Below are 18,462 nucleotides of genomic sequence, written 5' to 3'. Positions count from 1 at the left end.
CGCACAGCCCCCCCCAGCTCTTGATGAATGCTAGGGTTCGGGCTCGTGACATATGGCGATTCGGCGATGTCGCGTAGCCCGGATGCAATCCGGGGAAGTTCTACGTTTCGACGATCAATCCCGGATTGCATCCGGGCTACGCAGAATGTACGGCATGTATTCAGCGCTCGCGCATGGCCTCCGAGCGGGCCTTGAGCACCGGCTTGAGCAAGTACGACAGCACGCTCTTCTCGCCAGTGATGATGTCCACGGTGGCGACCATGCCGGGGATGATCAGCAGGGGGCTCTCCTCGCTGCCCAGGTGGCTTTTGTCCGTGCGCACCTGAATCAGGTAGAAGCTGTTGCCTTCCTCATCGGTGATGGTGTCGGCGCTGATCAGTTCCAGGTTGGCCTTGAGCCCGCCATAGATGGTGTAGTCGTAGGCGGTGAACTTGACCATGGCCTTCTGCCCGGGGTGCAGGAACGCCACGTCCTGCGGGCGTACCTTGGCTTCGATCAGCAGGCTGTCGTCCAGCGGCACGATCTCGACCATGTCGCTGCCCGGCTGCACCACGCCGCCGATGGTGTTGACCTTGAGCTGCTTGATTACCCCGCGCACGGGTGATGTGACGGTAGTGCGGGTCACTTTGTCCTCGATGGCAACCCGGGTGGCGGTGATCTTCTGCAGTTCGGTGCGCACTTCGTTGAGTTCCTTGAAAGCATCGGAGCGGAAGCTCAGCTCGGACTCGTCCATCTTGCTCTTGATCTCGCTCATCGCCGCTTCGGCGCGAGGGATGGCCAGGTTGGTGGCTTCCAGCGAGCCACGCACCTCCACCAGGCTGCGGCGCAGGCGCAGCACTTCGACCTGGGAAATCGCGCCCGAGGCCACCAGCGGTTGCGACATGTTCAGCTCCTGCTGCAGCAGACCCAGGCTGGAACGATACTGCTGGGCCTTGGAGCGAAATTCGGCGAGCTCCTGCTCCTTCTGGCGCAACTGCTCGCCAAGAGTACGCTGCTCGCTTTTCAAACGCTGTTGCCGCGAGCGGTAAAGCGCCAGCTCGTCTTCGGCCAACTGCGGTGCGCCCTGGAGGATCTCTTCTGGCAGGCTGGGTTCGCGCCCTTCGGCTTCGGCGCCTAGCCTCTCCAGACGAGCCATCAGCGCCAGGCGATCGGCTTCGGTTTCGCCACGATTGGACAGAAAACGTGTGTCATCCAGGCGCAGCAGCGTGTCGCCCTTGTCCACCACCTGGCCTTCGCGAACGAAGATTTCGCTGACGATGCCGCCTTCCAGGTTCTGGATCACCTGAATTTTGCTCGAGGGAATGGCCTTGCCCTCGCCGGTGGTGACTTCCTCCAGCACGGCGAAGTGGGCCCAGGCCAGTGCGGTCAGCAGGCAGGCGCTTACTGCCCATACCGTGACGCGGCTCAACCAGGGCGAATCCTCGAGAATAGCGCCTTCCACTTCCGGCATGAATTCGGTGTCCTGGCGTTTCTCGCGCAGGCCGTCAAGGTAACTGCCGAGGCTCTGTGTAGCTTGCATGGCAGGGCGCTCCTAGAGGCTGGCCGGGCCGACACGGCCCTTGCGCAAGGCTTCGATGACGGCTTCCTTCGGCCCGTCGGCCACGATGCGGCCGTTGTCGAGAACGGCCAGGCGGTCGACCAGGCTGAGCATGGAGGCGCGGTGGGTGATGAGAATCAGGGTCTTGCCCTGCACCCAGTTGTGCAGCCGTTGACGCAGTTGGTCTTCGCTGGTGTTGTCCATGGCGCTGGTAGGCTCGTCGAGCACCAGAATCGGCGGGTCGAGCAACAGTGCGCGGGCCAGCAGCACGGCCTGGCGCTGACCGCCGGACAGCAGCTGGCCGCGTTCGCCCACCGGGCGGTCGAACCCCTGCGGATGTTGTCGCGCCAGGTCGACCACGCCGGTCAGTTCGGCGACTTCGAGCATGCGCGCATCGCTGATGTAACGCGCGCCCAGGGTCAGGTTGTCGCGCAGGCTGCCGGCCAGCAGCGGCAGATCGTGGGCAACGTAGCCGATCTGGTGGCGCAGGTCGGCCACATCGAGCTGACGCAGGTCGAGATTGTCCAGCAGGATATGGCCTTCATCGGCGCTGTAGAAGGCCATCAGCAGGCGGGCCAGGGTGCTCTTGCCCGAGCCGCTGCGGCCGATGATGCCGAGGCGCTCGCCAGCCGCCATGCGCAGGCTGACGCTGCTCAGCGCCGGCGCGCTCTGGCCAGGGTAGGTGAAGCTGATCTGACGCACCTCCAGCGTCCCCTTGAGCTGGGTGCGGTCCAGCGGGCGCTGCTTGTCCTGGCGCTCCTGGGGCAGGGCCATCAGCGCGTCGGTACTGGTCATGGTCAGGCGTGCCTGCTGGTAGCGGGTGATCAAGCCGGCGATCTGCCCAAGCGGCGCGAGAATCCGGCTGCCGAGCATGTAGCAGGCCACCAGCGCACCAACGCTGAGGTTGCCGGCGATGATCAGGTACACCCCGGAAACGATGGTGGCCATGCCGGCGAACTGCTGGAGGAACAGGGTGCCGTTGGTGGCCAGCGAGGCAAGGAACTTGGCATGGCCGTCCAGGCGAGTGAGGGCGCCATGGGTCTGTTCCCACTGATGCTGGCGTTCGCTCTCGGCACCGCAGACCTTGAGCATCTCCAGCCCGCCGAGCGTTTCGATCAGCAGCGCCTGACGTTGTGCGCCGAGTTGCAGGCTCTTCTGCACGGTGTCGCGCAGGCGCACCTGGATGATCCAGGCGAAAAGGATGGTGATGGGGAAGGCCAGCACCGGAATGACCACCAGCGGTCCGCCGATCAGGCCGATCACCAGCAGCATCAGCAGAGAGAAGGGCAGGTCGATCAGGCTGGTCAGGGTCACCGCAGTGAGGAAATCGCGCAGGCCCTGGAAGTCGTGGATGCTCTGGGCAAAGCCGCCGATGGTCGTCGGCCGCGCCTTCATTGACATGCCGGTGATGCGCTCGAACAGGGTGGCTGAAAGCACCACATCGGTCTTCTTGCCGGCGGTATCCAGCAGATGCGCGCGCAGCACCTTGAGCAGCAACTCGAAGCCGGTGCCGATAAAAAGACCGATGGCCAGTACCCAGAGCGTCGAGGTGGCCTGGTTGGGTACGACGCGGTCGTAGGTCTGCATCACGAACAGCGGCACCATCAGGCCCAGCAGGTTGATCAGCAGGCTGGCCAGCACCGCATCGGTGTAGAGCCAGCGCGACAGCTTGAGGGTGTCGCGGAACCAGGCCTCGATGCGCGGCACCAGTGGTGTACGGGCTTCTTCCAGCTCGTGCCGCGGACGTGCGAAGAAGGCCTGGCCGCTGTACGCGGCGGCCAGTTGTTCGCGGCTGACCCACTGTTCGCCGCCATCGGTCTCGCAGGGCAGGATCTGCGCCTGCTGCTTCGGCCCCCATTGGCGCAGCACGGCGCTGCGGCCGTCCTTGAGCAGCAACAGCACCGGCAGGTTGAGCGGCGAAATGCTGGCGAGATCGCGCTGTAGCAGGCGACCCTGCAGCCCGGCTCGAGCTGCGGCGCGAGCCAGCAGGTCAGGGCTCAGGCGCTGCGCCGGCAACGGCAGGCCGGCGCTCAGGCTGCCGCGACTGGCGCTGCAGCCGTGCAGTCGACAAAGAATCAACAAACCATCCAACAGCGGATCGTCGTGACTGAGCCGTGGATCACTGGCTGGCCCTGGTCGTTCCATGGTGGTCAATTTCTACTACTCCTCAGAGCCTGTGCCAGGTTTGCTGCGCGTCGGCCATGCTGCGTTGAAATCGGGCTCAGAAAGCTGCTCTAGCTAACGCGCCTCAGCGCGGCCCGAAGGGCGAGCGAAGCGAGTAATGCTCATTTACAGCACGTAAACTCCGCTTCTTCGCCCAATTTCGCCTTGCCTGGCTCTAGCTGGCGAAACCTGACTGTGCAATGTCTGCTGCGCGTCGGCCCAAGTACATTCGCGTGGGCCTTCGAGCCGGGATCACTTCATATCCGGCAGGCGTGCTTCGCTTTTCACTTCCGTGAGGGCTACAGCTTCTGCCGGGACCACGACCTGTTGCTGACGCAGCAGATCCCCCATAGCCGCAACGACGCGGTACATCGAGAACTCTTCGCCGTAGCGAACCTCGGTGTAACGGCGGTTGGCGGTGAACAGTTCGTTTTCGCTGTCGAGCAGGTCGAGCAGGGTGCGTTGGCCCAGGCTGAACTGCTGCTGATAGGCCTCGCGAACTCTAGAGGTGTAGTCCGCGTAATCGCGCGCCTTGGGAGTCTGCAAGCGTGCGTTTTCCATGGCGTTCCAGGCCAGCGAGAGGTTCTCGTTGAGCACCCTCAGGGCGTTGTTGCGGATGTCCATCGACTCGTTGATCTGGTGCGCGGCCGACTGTAGGCGAGCCTTGTCGCGCATGCCGTTGAACAGGTTGTAATTCATCACCACGGCGGCTCGCCAGGTGTTGTAGTGGCCTTCGTCGCCCTGCACGTTGTCATCGGCCGAGGTGGCCAGTTCCAGATCGAGGCGCGGATAGAAGGGGGACTTGGCAACCTCGTACTGCTTCTCGGCAGCGTTGACGTCGGCTTGCGCCGATTTCAGGAAGGGGTTGTTGTCCATCACCGTTTGCCGGGCGGCCATCAGGTCGGCAGGCATGCTGCTCTTGATCGATGCGGGGGCTTCGAGCTGGTCGGGCAGACGACCGGTGGCACTGAAGAAGTTGGCCTCGGCATCGGCCAGGTTGACCTCTTCGGTGTAGAGGTTGTTCTGCGCCAGGGCCAAACGTGCTTCGGACTGATCCAGGTCCGCGTTGCTGCCCACACCCTGGCGGCTGCGCAGGCCGATCTGATCGCTGATGCGCTGGTGCGCCTGCAGGTTGTTGCGAGCCAGGGTGACCATCTCGCGGCGCATCAGCAGATCCAGATACACCTCGACGGTACGCAGCGCCAGGCTCTCGGAGGTGCCGAGCAGGCGATAGGCTCGGGAATTGACCACGGCCTGGGTACGCGCCACTTCGTTGGGCGTGTTGAAGCCGTCGAAGAGCATCTGGCGCAAACGCAGCTCGGCGTCACGGTAGTTCAGCGTCTCCTTGTTGTGATCGCCCAGTGCCCGGGTGCTTGGGCTGTCCGTGCGTTCCCGGCCATAGCCGACCAGCAGGTCGACGGTTGGCAGGTAGCCGCCCTTGGCGAACTTCACATCTTCATCCGATGAAAGCCGGCTATTGGCGGCGGCGTGTATCTCCGGGTGGTTGTCCAGCGTGCTCTGGATCGCTTCCGACAAATTCATGGCTTGCGCCTGACTGCAAACAGTCGCCAAAAGCATGGCGCTCCACAGCGGGGTTAAGGTGCGCATTGGCGTTTCTCCTGATTGAAGTTCTTATCCTGTCGCCATAAAAATGGCGTTTTTCCCTGTCAAACCGTTTCAGGCTTGTAACATCAGAGCTAAGAACAACTTTTGAAGGAGATAAGATGATTTTTTCACAAGCTATATTCAGAAAAAATCTTATGAAGTCTGAGAAAAGGAGCACATTGTTTGACCTGTGAGCTGCCTGGGTCGGCATTTTCCGTGGCCTGTGCAGCTGAAATGGGCAGTCAGACATCAAAAGGGCGGGGATTTCAACTGATGGAGTAGTTCGACGCATGCTGTGGTGACATTTTTTTGTCAGTAGCGTTTTTTGGGATTTTGCGCCGTTCCATTTCAATCAGCTGTCCAGGTTCTCTCCTCTGCTTCGAAAAGGTGCTCTGACCCTTTCGCTAGGTACGTGTCGGCGGTGGTCGGCAGCTGTAGTGAGGATGGAATCATGGCTACTCTTATTGGTGTCGTCAGTCAGGTTGTCGGCGAAGTGTTCGCGGTAGCGAGCGACGGATCGCGCCGGCCAATCAGCGAAGGTGATCGGGTCTACGCGGGCGAGCAGCTGGTCACCGGAGCGTCCGGTGCGGTTGCGGTGGCCATGAGCAACGGACAGCAACTGACCCTGGGTCGCGACAGCAGCATCACCCTCGATGCGCAGATGCTCGCTTCTGGCAGCGAGACGCAGCCCCCGAGCGCAGATACACCTCCGAGCACCGCGCCGAGCGATGATGACCTCACCGATGTCGAGCGCCTGCAAGCGGCCATCGAAGCGGGTGTCGATCCCACCCTGGAAGGCGAGGCCACCGCTGCCGGTCCTGGCGCTGGAGCCGGTGGTGCAGGTGGCGTGGGAGGTGGCCATTCCTTCGTGTTGCTCGGCGAGGTCGGTGGGGCACTGGATCCGGTCGTTGGTTATCCAACCGAGGGCATCAGCGGAGGTCCTGAGTTTCCCAATGGCGAGCCGCAAGCTGTTGCTGTTGCTGTTGCTGTTGCTGCCGCTGCCGCTGCCGCTGCCGCTGACGGTATCCCCACCACCACCAAGGCGGACAATGCGGTGGATGAAGAGGGGCTGGCTGGAGGAGTCGTCGGTGGTCCTGGTGACCTGGACGGCGAACCGACCCAGGTCAGCGGCTTGCTGGGCTATGACTTCGGTTCGGATGGCGCCGGCTCCTTCACCTGGTCGAGCACCGGCCTGGTCGACCAGAACCTGAGCTCGGGCGGCGTGAGGCTGAGCTATACGGTGAGCGACGATGGTCTGACCCTGAGTGCACAGGCTGGAGGTAACCTGGTATTCGTGGTGCAGCTCACCGACCTGGTCAGCGGCGTCTACCAGTTCGAACTCTTCGCTCCGCTCGATCACCCCGCCGGGACGCTGGGCGGCAGTGACGAGAACGATATCCTGCTCTCGCTCGGCTACAGCATCACCGACGGCAGCGGTACGCAGATCGGCGGCACCCTGAGCATCCTGGTCGATGATGACAGCCCGCAGCAGATTCTTGGCGACGTCCGCCCGCAGGTGGCAGGCCTGGTACACGAGGATGTGCTGCCCGGCGGCAATGCCGAGCCCGGCAGCGTGCCGGCGCAGACCAGTGCGTTCTCCGGTGCCGCTGGTAGTCTCGATGCGCTGGTCGACTTTGGCGCTGACGGGCGCGGCAGTTTCAGCCTGAGCACCGAGCCAGGCGCATTGTCAGGCCTGCAGGCGCTCAACCTGAGCTCCGGCGGTGTGGCGCTGAGCTACAGTGTCTCGGCCGATGGCGGCACCCTGAGCGCCAGCGTCGCTGGTGCGCCGGTGTTCACCCTGGTGGTGGGTGCCGATGGCAGTTACAGCTTCACCCTGCAGGGGCCGCTTGATCATCCACTGGCCAATGGCTCCGATAGCGAAACTCTCGGTGGCAGCAGCCTGGCGCTGGACTTCTCGGCGCTGCTGCTGGCCACCGACTTCGATGGTGATGCTGTCGCGGGCGGCTTTGCTTCCGGCAGTTTCGTCATCGACATCGAGGATGACGTCCCGACGCAGGCCGGCGCCACCGGCCAGGCCGTGATCGGCCTGGTGCACGAGGACGTGCTGAGTAATGGTAACGCCGAAGGCGGCGGCCAGGTGCTGAGCGTCAGCGGTGGTGCGGGCACGCTCGACGCACTGGTGAGTTTCGGCGCCGACGGGCGCGGCGGCTTTGCCCTGAGCGGCGCGCCGGCGGCGCTGGCGAGCCTGCAGGGGCTGGGCCTAAGTTCTGGCGGTGTGGCGCTGAGCTACAGCGTCTCGGTCGATGGCAGCACCCTGAGCGCATCGGCCGGTGGCGCTCCGGTGTTCACCCTGGTGGTGGGCAGCAATGGTAGCTACAGCTTTACCCTGCAAGGGCCATTGGATCATCCGCTGGCCAATGGATCGGATATCGAGAGTCTCGGTAGCAGCGGCTTGGCGCTGGACTTCTCGGCGCTGCTGGTAGCCATCGACGGTGATGGTGACCCGATCGTTGGCGGTTTCTCCGCAGGGCGTTTCGTGATCGATGTGCAAGATGACGTGCCCATCAGCAACTCGTTCTCCGAGGTCGGCGGGGTATTCGGCCTGGTGCACGAGGACGCGCTGGGCAACGGCAATACCGAAAGCGCCGCGCAGGTGCTGAGCGTCAGCGGCAGCGTCGGCAGCCTCGGCGCCCTGGTCAGCTTTGGCGCCGACGGCCCCGGTAGTTTCTCCCTGAGCAGCTCGGCGGGCGCCTTGTCCGGCTTGCAGGCGCTGGGCCTGAGTTCCGGCGGGGTAGCACTGAGCTACAGCGTCTCGTCCGATGGCAGCACCCTGAGCGCCACGGCCGGAGGCGCACCGGTGTTCACCCTGGTGGTGGGCAGCAACAGCAGCTACAGCTTCACCCTGCAAGGCCCGCTGGATCACCCGCTGGACAACGGCTCGGACCTCGAGACCCTCGGTAGCACTGGCCTGGCGCTGGACTTCTCGGCGCTGCTGGTGGCCACCGATGGTGACGGCGACCCGCTCGCCGGCGGTTTCCCGGTCGGCAGCTTCGTGATCGACGTCGAGGACGATGTGCCGCTGATCAACGAGCTGTCCGAGGAGGGCGGGATATTCGGCCTGGTGCATGAAGACGCGTTGGGCAACGGCAACCGTGAAAGCGTCGACCAGATGCTGAGCGTCAGCGGCGAACCCGGCACCCTCGATGCGCTGGTCAGCTTCGGCGCCGACGGGCGCGGCGGCTTCAGCCTGAGCACCGAGCCGGGTGCGCTGTCCGGCTTGCAGGCTCTGGGTCTGAGCTCGAGCGGAGCCCTGTTGAGCTACAGCGTCTCGGCCGATGGCAGCACCTTGAGTGCAACAGGCGCCGGCGGCGCGCCGGTGTTCAGCCTGGTGGTAGATACCAATGGCAGCTTCAGCTTCAACCTGCAAGGCCCGGTTGATCACCCGCTGGCCAATGGTTCGGACGCCGAGACCCTCGGTGGCAGCAACCTGCGGCTGGACTTTTCTGCACTGCTGCTGGCCACCGACGGTGACGGCGACCCGGCCGGCGGAAGCTTTGCCCCCGGCAGCCTGGTGATCGATATAGAAGACGACGTGCCGACCCTCAGCGTCGGCCTGGATGCCGAGAGGCTGGAGCAGCTGGACATCGTGGTGGATGAGACGGTGGGCGCCTCGGACCGCTATGCCAGCAATGACGACACCGACACGCCCTATGTCAGCGATGACGTCACAGGCGCGCTGGGCCAGGTGACCACGCAGATCAGCGGTGGGCTGGGCGCACTGTTCAGCCTCGGTGGCGCAGCCGGCGCCGACGGCCAGGCTGCGCTGAGTGGCACGCTGAGCTTTGCCGGCGTGCCGGCCGGCGGGCTGGCCACGACGCTGGTGGCGGTGGACGGCGGGCCGATCACGCTGTTCGTCGATCCTCTCGACAGCAGCGTCATTCTGGGCCTTGACGGTACCTCGCAGACGGTGTTCTCGATCGCCATCATCAACACCGGCGACGGGCCGCAATTGCAGACCACCCTGTTCGAAGCGCTGGTGCACGACGACAACGACGCGCGTCTCGACGAGGTGGCCAACCTGCGGATCGACGGCGTCGGGGCGCTGGAGCTGGTCTATGAGGTGACTCGTACCGATGGCGACGACGACGCCATCAGCGCGACCGGTCGCCTGGAGCTGGCCAGCAGCAACGGCGGATACCTGTCGTTCCAGGACGACGGCCCGCGCGCCGATGTCACTCGCGCGCCCCATGCGCTGGATGACGAGGGCCTGGCCAACGGTATAAATGGCGGCACCGGCGACGTTTCCGGGACCAACACCCAGGTCAGTGGCACCCTGGTGTTCGACGCCGGCGTCGACGGCCTGCGTAGCATCGCGCTGACGGGGCCAGAGGTCCTGGGCACAGAGGCCGTTACCTCGGCCTGGGATGCTGCCACCAATACGTTGTCGATCAGCAGCAGCCGTGGCCTGCTAGTGAGCGTGACGCTGACCGATCCGGCGCTCGGCGAGTATCAGGTCGAGCTGCACCAGGCGCTGCGGCACCCCAGCGGTCTGGATGAGAACGACATCGATCTGCAGATCGGTTACGTCGTCACCGATGGTGACGGCGACAGCGCCACCGGCCAGCTCCAGGTCACTGTCGACGATGACACCCCGACCATGCAGGCCCTGCAGCCGGGGCTCGAGTCGCAGGTTACCTACCTGGGCAGTGATGCCGGCTTCTCCAACAGCTATGGCTACTACACCGTCGATGGCAGTGGCAATCCTCTAGAAGGTGTGGTGATCTGGTCCGACGTTCACCTTGAAAGCGTGGGCGCCAGCTTCGACCTGAGCGGGCTCGATCCCAGCAACGTGGGCTTCTTCATCATCCCCAATGGCGGCCTCAATGCCGACTTGGTCAACGGCTCGCCGGTGACCTTCGAACTTGATGGCAGTGCCCAGTGGCAGGCCATGCTGGGCGGCGTGCCGCTCGTCGGTGATGGTGGAGCCAACGTGCTGTTTGACCGTGCCGAGTTCAACCCCGGCGGTTCGCACCTGCAAGACAATGCCTTGCCGGGCAACCAGAACTGGGAGGACCTCACCGAGAGCCCGGATTACGACTACAACGACGTCAGCACCAATGTCAGCTGGGGCCTGGCGTTGCAGGTCGACGAGACCCTGCTCGGCACCCCTGATGCCACTGCCAGCGTGGACTTCAGCTCGGCGTTCAACGGTGAGTATGGCGCTGACGTGCCGGGTGATCTGACCTATGACTTGGTGGTCAGCGCCCAGGACTCCGGGCTGCTCGACACGGCCTCAGGTCAGGCCGTGATGCTCTCGCTCAACGGCAACCAGGTCGAAGGGCGGACCCAGGTGGGCGGCGACCTGGTGTTCACCCTGGCCGTCGACAGTGCCGGAGTGGTCACCCTGACTCAGCTGCGAGCCATCGTCCATCCCACCTCGCAGCCCGATGAACTGCTACTGCTTGGCGCCGACAAGGTCGGCCTGCAGGCCACGATCACGGATTCCGACGGTGACGAGGCCTCGGCCAGTATTGACCTGGGGCTGGTGATGGGCTTCCGCGACGACGGCCCGAGCGCGCAGGATGACGTGCTTGCCGGCGAGATGCCGCGTACTGCGCAGGACCTGCAGGTCGGGCATATCGACGACCTGCTCGGTAATGACAGCTTCGGCGAGGACGGCCGGCCCGACGTCACCCCGGTGCAGATCATCGGCCTGGGCAGCCAGGGCGGCTCCCTGGAGATCGATGCCGCTGGCAACCTGATCTACAGCGCGGCAGCCGGGGCGACCCAGGGCAGCGAAACCTTCACCTACCGCATCAACGACCGGGATGGCGACAGTGCCACGGCGACCCTGACCCTCAACCTGGCGGCGGGCGATCCGGTAGGTGGTGACGGCGAGGGGCTGGTCGACGAGGACGGGCTGCTCTACGGTATTGCCGATGGCCCCAATGATGCTGACGGAGAAAACGCCAGTACGAGCGGTACGCTCGGCTACGAAGTGGACAACTTCGGCAGCTTCGCCTGGGACCCCAGTGCCCTGGGCAGCCTGAGTTCCGGTGGCCTGGCGCTGTCTTACCAGCTGAGCAACGACGACCAGACACTGACAGCGTTCGACGAGAACGACGACCCGGTATTCGAACTCGAACTGACCGATCCGGCGACCGGCCAGTACCGCTTCGAGCTGTTCCAGCCGTTGGACCATCCGGCGCCGAGCGTGCCGGGCACAGCCGATGAAAACGACCTGCTGCTGAACATCGGCTACCAGGTCTGGGATGCCGGCGCGCCGACGGCTCCGGCCAGCGGCAGCCTGGCCATCACCGTCGACGACGACTCGCCGGCTAGCCCGGACGATATCGAGCGTTCCACCAGTGAGCCGCAGGGTATCGATACCAACCTGATGGTGATACTGGATCTGTCCGGCAGCATGGACAATGCACCGCCCGGCGTCAGCGCCTTCGATACCAAGCTGGCGTTGGCCAGGGACGCGGTCCAGCGCCTGGTGGACAGCTACGACGGACTGGGCGATGTGATGGTGCGGATCGTCACCTTCAACTCCAGTGCCAGCCCTGTCGGTGGTGTCTGGATGACCGCCGCCGAGGCGCAGAGCTGGTTGAGCGCACTGAGCGACAATGCCGGTAATGGTTCGACCAACTATGACGATGCGCTGATCAAAGCCATGGACGCCTTCGGCTCCTCTGACAAGCTGACCGGCAGTGGCGTGCAGAACGTCGCCTACTTTCTCTCCGACGGCCAGCCGACCCTGTCCAATGCCAATCCCAGCGGCAACGACGGCGGCCAGTACAACCCGGAACTGGGCGACGGTATCGATGCCGTCGAGGAGGCGGCCTGGACCAGCTTCCTCGACACCAATGACATTCGTGCCTTCTCGCTGGGCATGGGCCTGGGCAGCCCCCTGGACAAGACACTGCTCGACCCCATCGCCTATGACGGCATCACCGGCACCAACACTGGCGCCATCCTGGTGTCTGACCTGAACCAGCTCAACGATACCCTGCAGGGCACCGTCAGCGGCAGCGAAATCAATGGCAACCTGCTCAGCGAGGGGGGCAACGGCTTCGGCGCCGATGGCCAGGCGGCGCAGCCGATCTTCTCCATCGTGCATGCCGGCATGACCTATGGCAGCGGCTCGTCAGATTATGACGGCAGCACCCAGACACTGACTTTTACCACTGACGGCGGTGCGACCTTCAGCGTCAACCTGGTCACCGGCGACTACAGCTATCGCTTCAACCAGGACGTGGCTGAGGATCTGAGTGAAACCTTCCGCTACACCCTGGTCGACGGTGATGGCGACGGCGTCAGCGCAGACCTGGTCCTGACCATCACCGACAGCAGCGAGGTGCAGGCCTACGACAACTACAACGTGGCCGAGGTCAATCAGGAACTGGTCGACCCGAGTCCGGTCGTCACCGTGCTGGCCAACTTCTCCACCAGTAGCAACAGCTCAGTGCCCGGCAACCCCTGGATCTTCGATGCCAGCAACGACTTCCCGTCGTCCGATGATGAGCGTACGGTGGTCGAGAGCGCCGACGTGCTGAGCGTGCCGGCAAACCGCTGGGGCGTTAGCGATATCGCCAGCAACAACAACAGTAATGGTGTCCGGGTGCAGAGCGGCACCCTGCAACTGCGCGATACCGACAGCAGCGCCGGGGACAGCACCCAGGTCGCCACGCCTTCGTTCAGTATCGACAGTGGCGCCATGGGGACGCTGTCGTTCGATGTCGCTCAGGGCGCCGATAATCCCGGCGATCAGTTCAGCTGGCGCCTCTACAGCCAGTCCGGCAGCGGCTGGAGCGCGGTGAGCGGTGTCAGCAGCGAAACGGATGGTCCAACCATCCGCCTGCTGGACCTGAGCGAGGGTACCTATCGCCTGCTCTTCGAGGCCAACGACGTCAGTTCCGGCTCATCCAGATACCGCGTCAATATCGACAACATCACCCTGGTGACGGTGGCTGCGGGGATGCTGGTCGACACCGCTGTTGCCGCTTCAGGCAACGTGCTGACCGACCCCAGCCCATCGGGTAATGTCGACAGCAAGGGCAGCGAAGGGGCAGTGCTGAGCATCTGGGATGGCAGCAGTTTCATCGAGGTGACGGGACCGACCACGGTGGCTGGTAGTTGGGGCAGCCTGGAAATCGACAGCGACGGGGCCTACACCTACACACCCGAGGCCGACCATGACAATGCCGGCGAGGAGGACAGCTTCATCTATCGCCTGACTCAGCCCGACGGCGACATGAGTGAAGCCAACTTGGTCATCGCCATCACCAGCGACACCCCGGTAGTGCCGATCGCGCCACCAGCGCCTGAGCCGATCACGATACCCGACGATACACCCGATGACACTGGCGGTAATGTCTTGCAGGGGCTGGTCGGCAACGACTGGTTGGAGGGGACCGATGCCGACGAAGTACTGATCGGTGCGGCGGGCGACGACGTGCTGATTGGCGGCGGAGGTAGTGACACCTTCGTGTGGAATGCCGGCGACCAGGGCGGCTACTATCGCGATGTGGTTATGGACTTCGGGGCTGATGATGCCCTGGATCTGTCCCACCTGCTGGTCGGGCTGAGTGATACAGACGATGCCGACGAGCTCAGCCAGTATCTGAGCTTCGACTTCATCAGTGAGCCGGGCAGTACGGTGATCAACGTGGCCAGCGCAGGAAGTGGCACGCCGGTGGATCAGACCATCATTCTGGAAAACACCATTCTGTCCGGTGGCAATGCAGCGGAGGTCATCCAGGGCATGCTGGATCACAATCAGCTGGTCGCCTGAAGCGTGTGAAGGAGCCGTTGGCCTCGGGTCTGCGGCTCCTCAGACAAGCGGAAATACCGATCAGAGTTTCCTTAGCCGGAGCTCTCAACTAGAGTAAGCCCGCTACCCGTTCCGGTAGCGGGCTTTTTTATGGCGTTTGCTGGAGGCAGCGATGGTTTACGTACAGCGCGACGCGGCTGGGCGTTTGTTACGGGTTGAGCATGAACCCTTCGAGGGGATGACGGAGAACCTGGCGGTCGAGAGCGAGGAGTTGCATAACTGGCTGGCTGCCAAGGAAGAGGTCAAGGCTCGCCTCGATAGCCTGAAACAGTCCGATCTGGAACTGGTGCGCGTACTCGAGGACGTCGTCAGCGTGCTGGTCGAGCGTGGCGTGATCCGTTACACCGATCTGCCCGAGGCTGCGCGGCAGAAGCTCGATCAACGCGCCATTGCTCGGGCCGAGATCGAAGGCTTGAGCGGTCTGCTCGGTGACGACGAACACAACCTTGTGTAACCGCTGCGAGGTAACGCCCGACAGGCTTTTGAACAGGCGCTAAACCCCTTCACTGCCAGGGCGTCGGTGCGCCGATCAAGCGACCCATGGCGCCGTGTATGCCCAGTTCGGTGAGCGCCTCGAGCTCGCCCTGGGTTTCCACCATCTCTGCAATCAACGGTAGGTCGATGCTGTTGGTGGCACGGAATACCGCTTCGATGAACATGCGTTTGTCGCTCTCCTGATCGATGGCGCGGATATAGGTGCCGTCTATCTTCAGATAGGCCAGGCCCAGGTGGGTCAGGTTGCCAATCAGGCTGAAGCGCCCGCCGAAGTGTTGCAAACCCAGCCCGTAACCGATTTCACGCAGGTTCTGACTCAAGCTCTCCAGTTCTGCTGGGGGTGGCAGGTGACGCTCGTCCACTTCCAGGGTCAGCAGGCTCGCCTGCTCGGGGTGGCTTTTAAGCAGGGCGAGCAGTCTTTCCCGCTGCGCAGGTTCGCGCAGGGTCGCGGCGGACAGGCTCAGCGCCAGAGGCTCGGCGTGTTGAGCCAGGTGGGTGAGGGCGTGCTCGAGCATCGCCAGGTCGAATCGGGCGCTCCAGCCGAGACGTTCGATCCACGGCAGGAAGCGCCCGGCGGCGATGGCTTCGCCCTGCGGGTCAAGCAGGCGCGCCAGCACCTTGCGCTGCAACAGCCGGCCGGAAACGCATTCCACCACCGGCTGGAAGTACAGCTGCAACTTGCCCTGGTTGAGTGCATCGTCGATCCAGCCGCGCCAGTCGTGCAGGCCCTGACCACTCTGCGCGGTGAAGTCGTCGAGGCGCTCCCAGCTGCGTGTTGCATTGCTCTGGGCCTGGGCCAGCGCCTGGTCGGCGCGGCCGATCACGCTGGCCGAGGCCTCGCCTGGGCGGAATGCCGCGATACCCAGGTGGGCCACGGGGCTGCAGTCACTGGCGCCGGTCTGGCGCAGGTTGTTCAGGTGTTCGCTGATCTCTTCAGCGAGACGATCGGCGTTATCGCTGTTCAAACCCGGTGCAAGAAGGGCGAACTCGCCGCCGCGGCTACGCGAGGCCAGCCATTCGCTGCGCCCTGGCGCTTCCAGCAGGCGCTTGAACAGCTCACCGAGGGCGCTGATCAGCGCATCGGTACGTTGCCCGCCCAGGCGCTGATTCAGTCCTCCGAGATCGTTTACACGCAACAGCAGCAGATAGCCCTCGGCATTCTGTTCGTTGACTACCAGTTGATTGCCCAGGCGAATATCGAACTGGCGGCGGTTGGCCAGGCCGGTCAGGCTGTCCTGATAAGCCTCCTCGCGCAGTTTTTCGCTGCGCGCGGCCTCTTCGGCGAACAGCGTCTTGAGCTTGTCGACCATCTGGTTCATGGCCAGGACCACGCGTTTCAGCTCCGGGGTACGTGGCACGCGGGGCAGGGTAAGGAACTCGCGGCGGGTAATGGCTTGCGCCTGTTGCACCATGTTGTCCAGCGGGCGCAGTTGGGTGCGCAGCAGCCAGCCGCCGAGCACGGCGCTGACCAGGCCGCACAGCAACAGCCAGAGCAGGCTGCCAATGGCGCCGTCCCACAACTTGGCCAGGGCGAATTGCGGATGACTGAGTACTTCGACCCGCGCGGCCTGTTCCCAGCCGCGCATGATCAGGGCGTCGCCACCTTCAGGTTCCAGGCTCACCAGATCGACGAACCACTGCGGGACATTCTCCGCGCGCACCTCGGTGCTGCGTTCGACCAGCACATTGTTCTCAGGGATGCTCACCACGCGGATGCTGGCGAAGTAGCCGCTGTCGAAGATCGAGCTGACCATCAGCTCGAGCATGGCCGGGTCGTCCACATGGGGCGTCATCGACAGGCCCAGCGCCGTGGCGGCGTCCTGCGCGTGGGAGCGCAGCTGGCTGAGCAGCTGCTCGCGTGAGGTCTCGACGCTGGCGATGAAGCTGCCGGTAAAGGCCACGACCAGAAACAGGCAGATGGCGAGGAACAGCTGTTTGAGTAGGGACATGTCTTCCTCCTAGCCTTCGCCCACGGCGAAACCTTCGGCATGCATTTTTTTCAGGATGTCCTGCCAGCGCGAAAGCTTCTTCGAGTCGCTCTTGCGCGTGTTGGAGCCGGGCAGGTAGAGACCTTCGGCATTGAAGGCGTAGACCGGGAGCAGGTCCTTGCGCTGCGACGCAGGACGGATGTCGTTGATCAGGTTGTCCAGCACCAGCGGCTCTGCGCCTGGGCTGGCGTAGTAGGTCAGCACCATGTGTGCCTGGTTGTAGTTCAGCGCCTTGACGTAGGTGATGCGCAGCTTCTCGCTGGGAATGCCGAGGCGGCGCAGGGTGAAGTATTTGGCGATGGAGTAGTCCTCGCAGTCGCCGGCGCCCTTGACCAGCATTTCCACGGGAGTGGCCCAGTAGTCGTTTACCTGCCACAGCTGAATGTCGTCGACGAAGCGCACCTTGCGGTTGAAGAAGCGATTGACCTCGTTGAGCTTGTCGGACTCCGGCAGCGCCGCGCTGGTCTTGATCAGTTCTTCCCAGTCGAGCAGGCGTGCTCGCGCTGGGCCGAGGTTGCCGTAGCGGTTCTCGGCATTCTTGACGATCAGGGCGAAGTCCCAATCCGCCTGGGACAGAGCGGCCAGCAACCCGCCGCCAATCCAGAGGATCAGCAGCCGCCACCGCCATCGCTGAATGCGCAGCCGTCGCATGGGTCGAGTCTCAGTGCCTGATCGTCGAAGTCTAGGCGAGGCGTCGACTTTTTGCCGGCCGCTTCGCTGGGAAGGAACGCGGTGTCAAAAGGCTGTCGAAAGCGTGCCGTAGTCAGGAGAATCAGGTCAGCTCACCCCAGGATTGCATCCGCACTCAGGGGCTGGGCAGGGTCTTCTGGCGCAGGATGTAGATGCTGACCAGCACCGCGCTGGTCAACATGAAGGCTCGGGCCCAAGGCAGGGGCACCAGATAGCAGGAGAAGGCGATGCTCACCCACATCAGCGTCAGCGCGTAAACCTTGGCCTTGAGCGGGAGTCCCTCACCATCCAGATAAGGCAGTATCCACGGCCCCAGGCGCGGGTGCTCGACCAGCCACAGATAGAAGCGCTGTGAGCTGCGCATGAAGCAGGCGGCGGCCAGCAGCAGAAAAGGTGTGGTCGGCAGCACCGGCAGGAAGATGCCGATCACCCCGAGCGCCACGCTCAGCCAGCCGATGCCCAGCAGCAGATAGCGGACACTGCGATGGCGGCTTGGCTGGAAGTCACGCGGCATGGGCTGATCTTGGCGACAGCCGGGGCAGCGCCCCGGCCTGAGTGGTCAGTGACGGGGTTTGAGCAGCGCGGGCTTTTCTTCCGGCGCCTGGCACAGGAGGAACAGGGCGGTGAGCAGTTCGGGAATCTGGTCGATCATGCTGTCCACCAGGTCGCGGTCACGGGCGATCTCGGCGAATTCCTGCTGTTCGTCGAACAGGCCGGAGCCGACCATGATCGGCAGCAGCAGTTCGCTGACTTCGTCCTCGGCATCCTCGAACCACACGGCTTCGCGCAGAAATACGCCTTCCATGAAACCGATGCACCAGCCGCGCAGGTCGGAGTCGTCCGGCTCGTCGCCAAGGTCCAGGTCGCAAGGCAGTTCGGGCTCTTCTTCGCCAGCCAACTGACGCGCGATATGCGCCTTCAGGTGCATAAGGGTGTTTTCGATCTCTTCGCGCTCGGCGTCGCTGCGGTAGTGCGGCGGCTCGGCGAACAGTGCATCGATCCACTCGCGCTCCGGCACCTGGTCCGGGCAGATCGCCAGGGCGGTGAGATAGCCGTGGGCGGCCACGTAGTCCAACGCCTCTTCGTGCAACTCATCGGCATCGAGAAAGGCTTGCAGGCGGGACAATTGCTCAGCGAAGGACATCGTGGGGTTACCTTGAGGCTTGGGAAGATAAACGAGGTTGGAT

At 63.8% G+C, this 18,462-nt stretch carries 9 protein-coding genes; 2 read left to right on the top strand and 7 right to left on the bottom strand.

What is annotated here, in order from left to right; genetic code table 11:
- Positions 1-160 precede the first annotated feature (160 nt).
- The 3 genes from B3P22_RS07180 to B3P22_RS07170 all read right to left on the bottom strand — a co-directional run bounded on the left by B3P22_RS07180 (position 161) and on the right by B3P22_RS07170 (position 5,308).
- The gene (locus B3P22_RS07180) at positions 161-1,519 is read right to left on the bottom strand and encodes an HlyD family type I secretion periplasmic adaptor subunit (RefSeq protein WP_296270500.1); all 1,359 of its coding nucleotides are present in this window, start codon (positions 1,517-1,519) and stop codon (positions 161-163) included.
- 12 nt (positions 1,520-1,531) lie between these two features.
- Complete coding sequence (locus B3P22_RS07175) at positions 1,532-3,682, bottom strand: type I secretion system permease/ATPase (protein ID WP_296270499.1); 2,151 nt, start codon at positions 3,680-3,682, stop codon at positions 1,532-1,534.
- A 270-nt stretch (positions 3,683-3,952) separates the two neighbouring features.
- Positions 3,953-5,308 (bottom strand): TolC family outer membrane protein, encoded by a 1,356-nt coding sequence (locus B3P22_RS07170; protein WP_296270498.1) that lies wholly within the window; start codon positions 5,306-5,308, stop codon positions 3,953-3,955.
- A gap of 448 nt (positions 5,309-5,756) precedes the next feature.
- Here B3P22_RS07170 and B3P22_RS07165 point away from each other — a divergent pair, with 448 nt between their 5' ends.
- Positions 5,757-14,063, top strand: coding sequence for a retention module-containing protein (locus B3P22_RS07165; protein WP_296270497.1), 8,307 nt, complete (start codon positions 5,757-5,759; stop codon positions 14,061-14,063).
- Positions 14,064-14,214: 151 nt separating this feature from the next.
- Positions 14,215-14,556, top strand: a complete 342-nt coding sequence (locus tag B3P22_RS07160; protein WP_197856619.1) for a tryptophan synthase subunit beta — start codon at positions 14,215-14,217, stop codon at positions 14,554-14,556.
- 49 nt (positions 14,557-14,605) lie between these two features.
- Here the strand turns inward: B3P22_RS07160 and lapD are convergent, their stop codons facing one another.
- From lapD to B3P22_RS07140, 4 genes are all read right to left on the bottom strand, one after another.
- Positions 14,606-16,546 carry a cyclic di-GMP receptor LapD gene (gene lapD / locus B3P22_RS07155; protein WP_296270496.1) on the bottom strand — a complete coding sequence of 647 codons (1,941 nt, stop codon included), beginning with the start codon at positions 16,544-16,546 and terminating at the stop codon, positions 14,606-14,608.
- Between the two features lie 9 nt (positions 16,547-16,555).
- Entirely contained in the window at positions 16,556-17,236 is a 681-nt protein-coding gene (gene lapG / locus B3P22_RS07150; protein WP_296270495.1) for a cysteine protease LapG, read from the bottom strand.
- 154 nt (positions 17,237-17,390) lie between these two features.
- Entirely contained in the window at positions 17,391-17,789 is a 399-nt protein-coding gene (locus B3P22_RS07145) for a YbaN family protein (protein WP_275546135.1), read from the bottom strand.
- A gap of 45 nt (positions 17,790-17,834) precedes the next feature.
- On the bottom strand, positions 17,835-18,419 hold the full coding sequence (locus B3P22_RS07140; RefSeq protein WP_197856615.1) for a YecA family protein: 585 nt from the start codon (positions 18,417-18,419) through the stop codon (positions 17,835-17,837).
- Positions 18,420-18,462: the final 43 nt, after the last annotated feature.

Origin of the sequence: Pseudomonas sp. UBA6323 (assembly GCF_002439135.1) — a bacterium.
GTDB lineage: Bacteria > Pseudomonadota > Gammaproteobacteria > Pseudomonadales > Pseudomonadaceae > Aquipseudomonas.
Note: the sequence above shows the minus strand (reverse complement) of the source record. Positions and strands in the feature narration are given on the sequence as shown.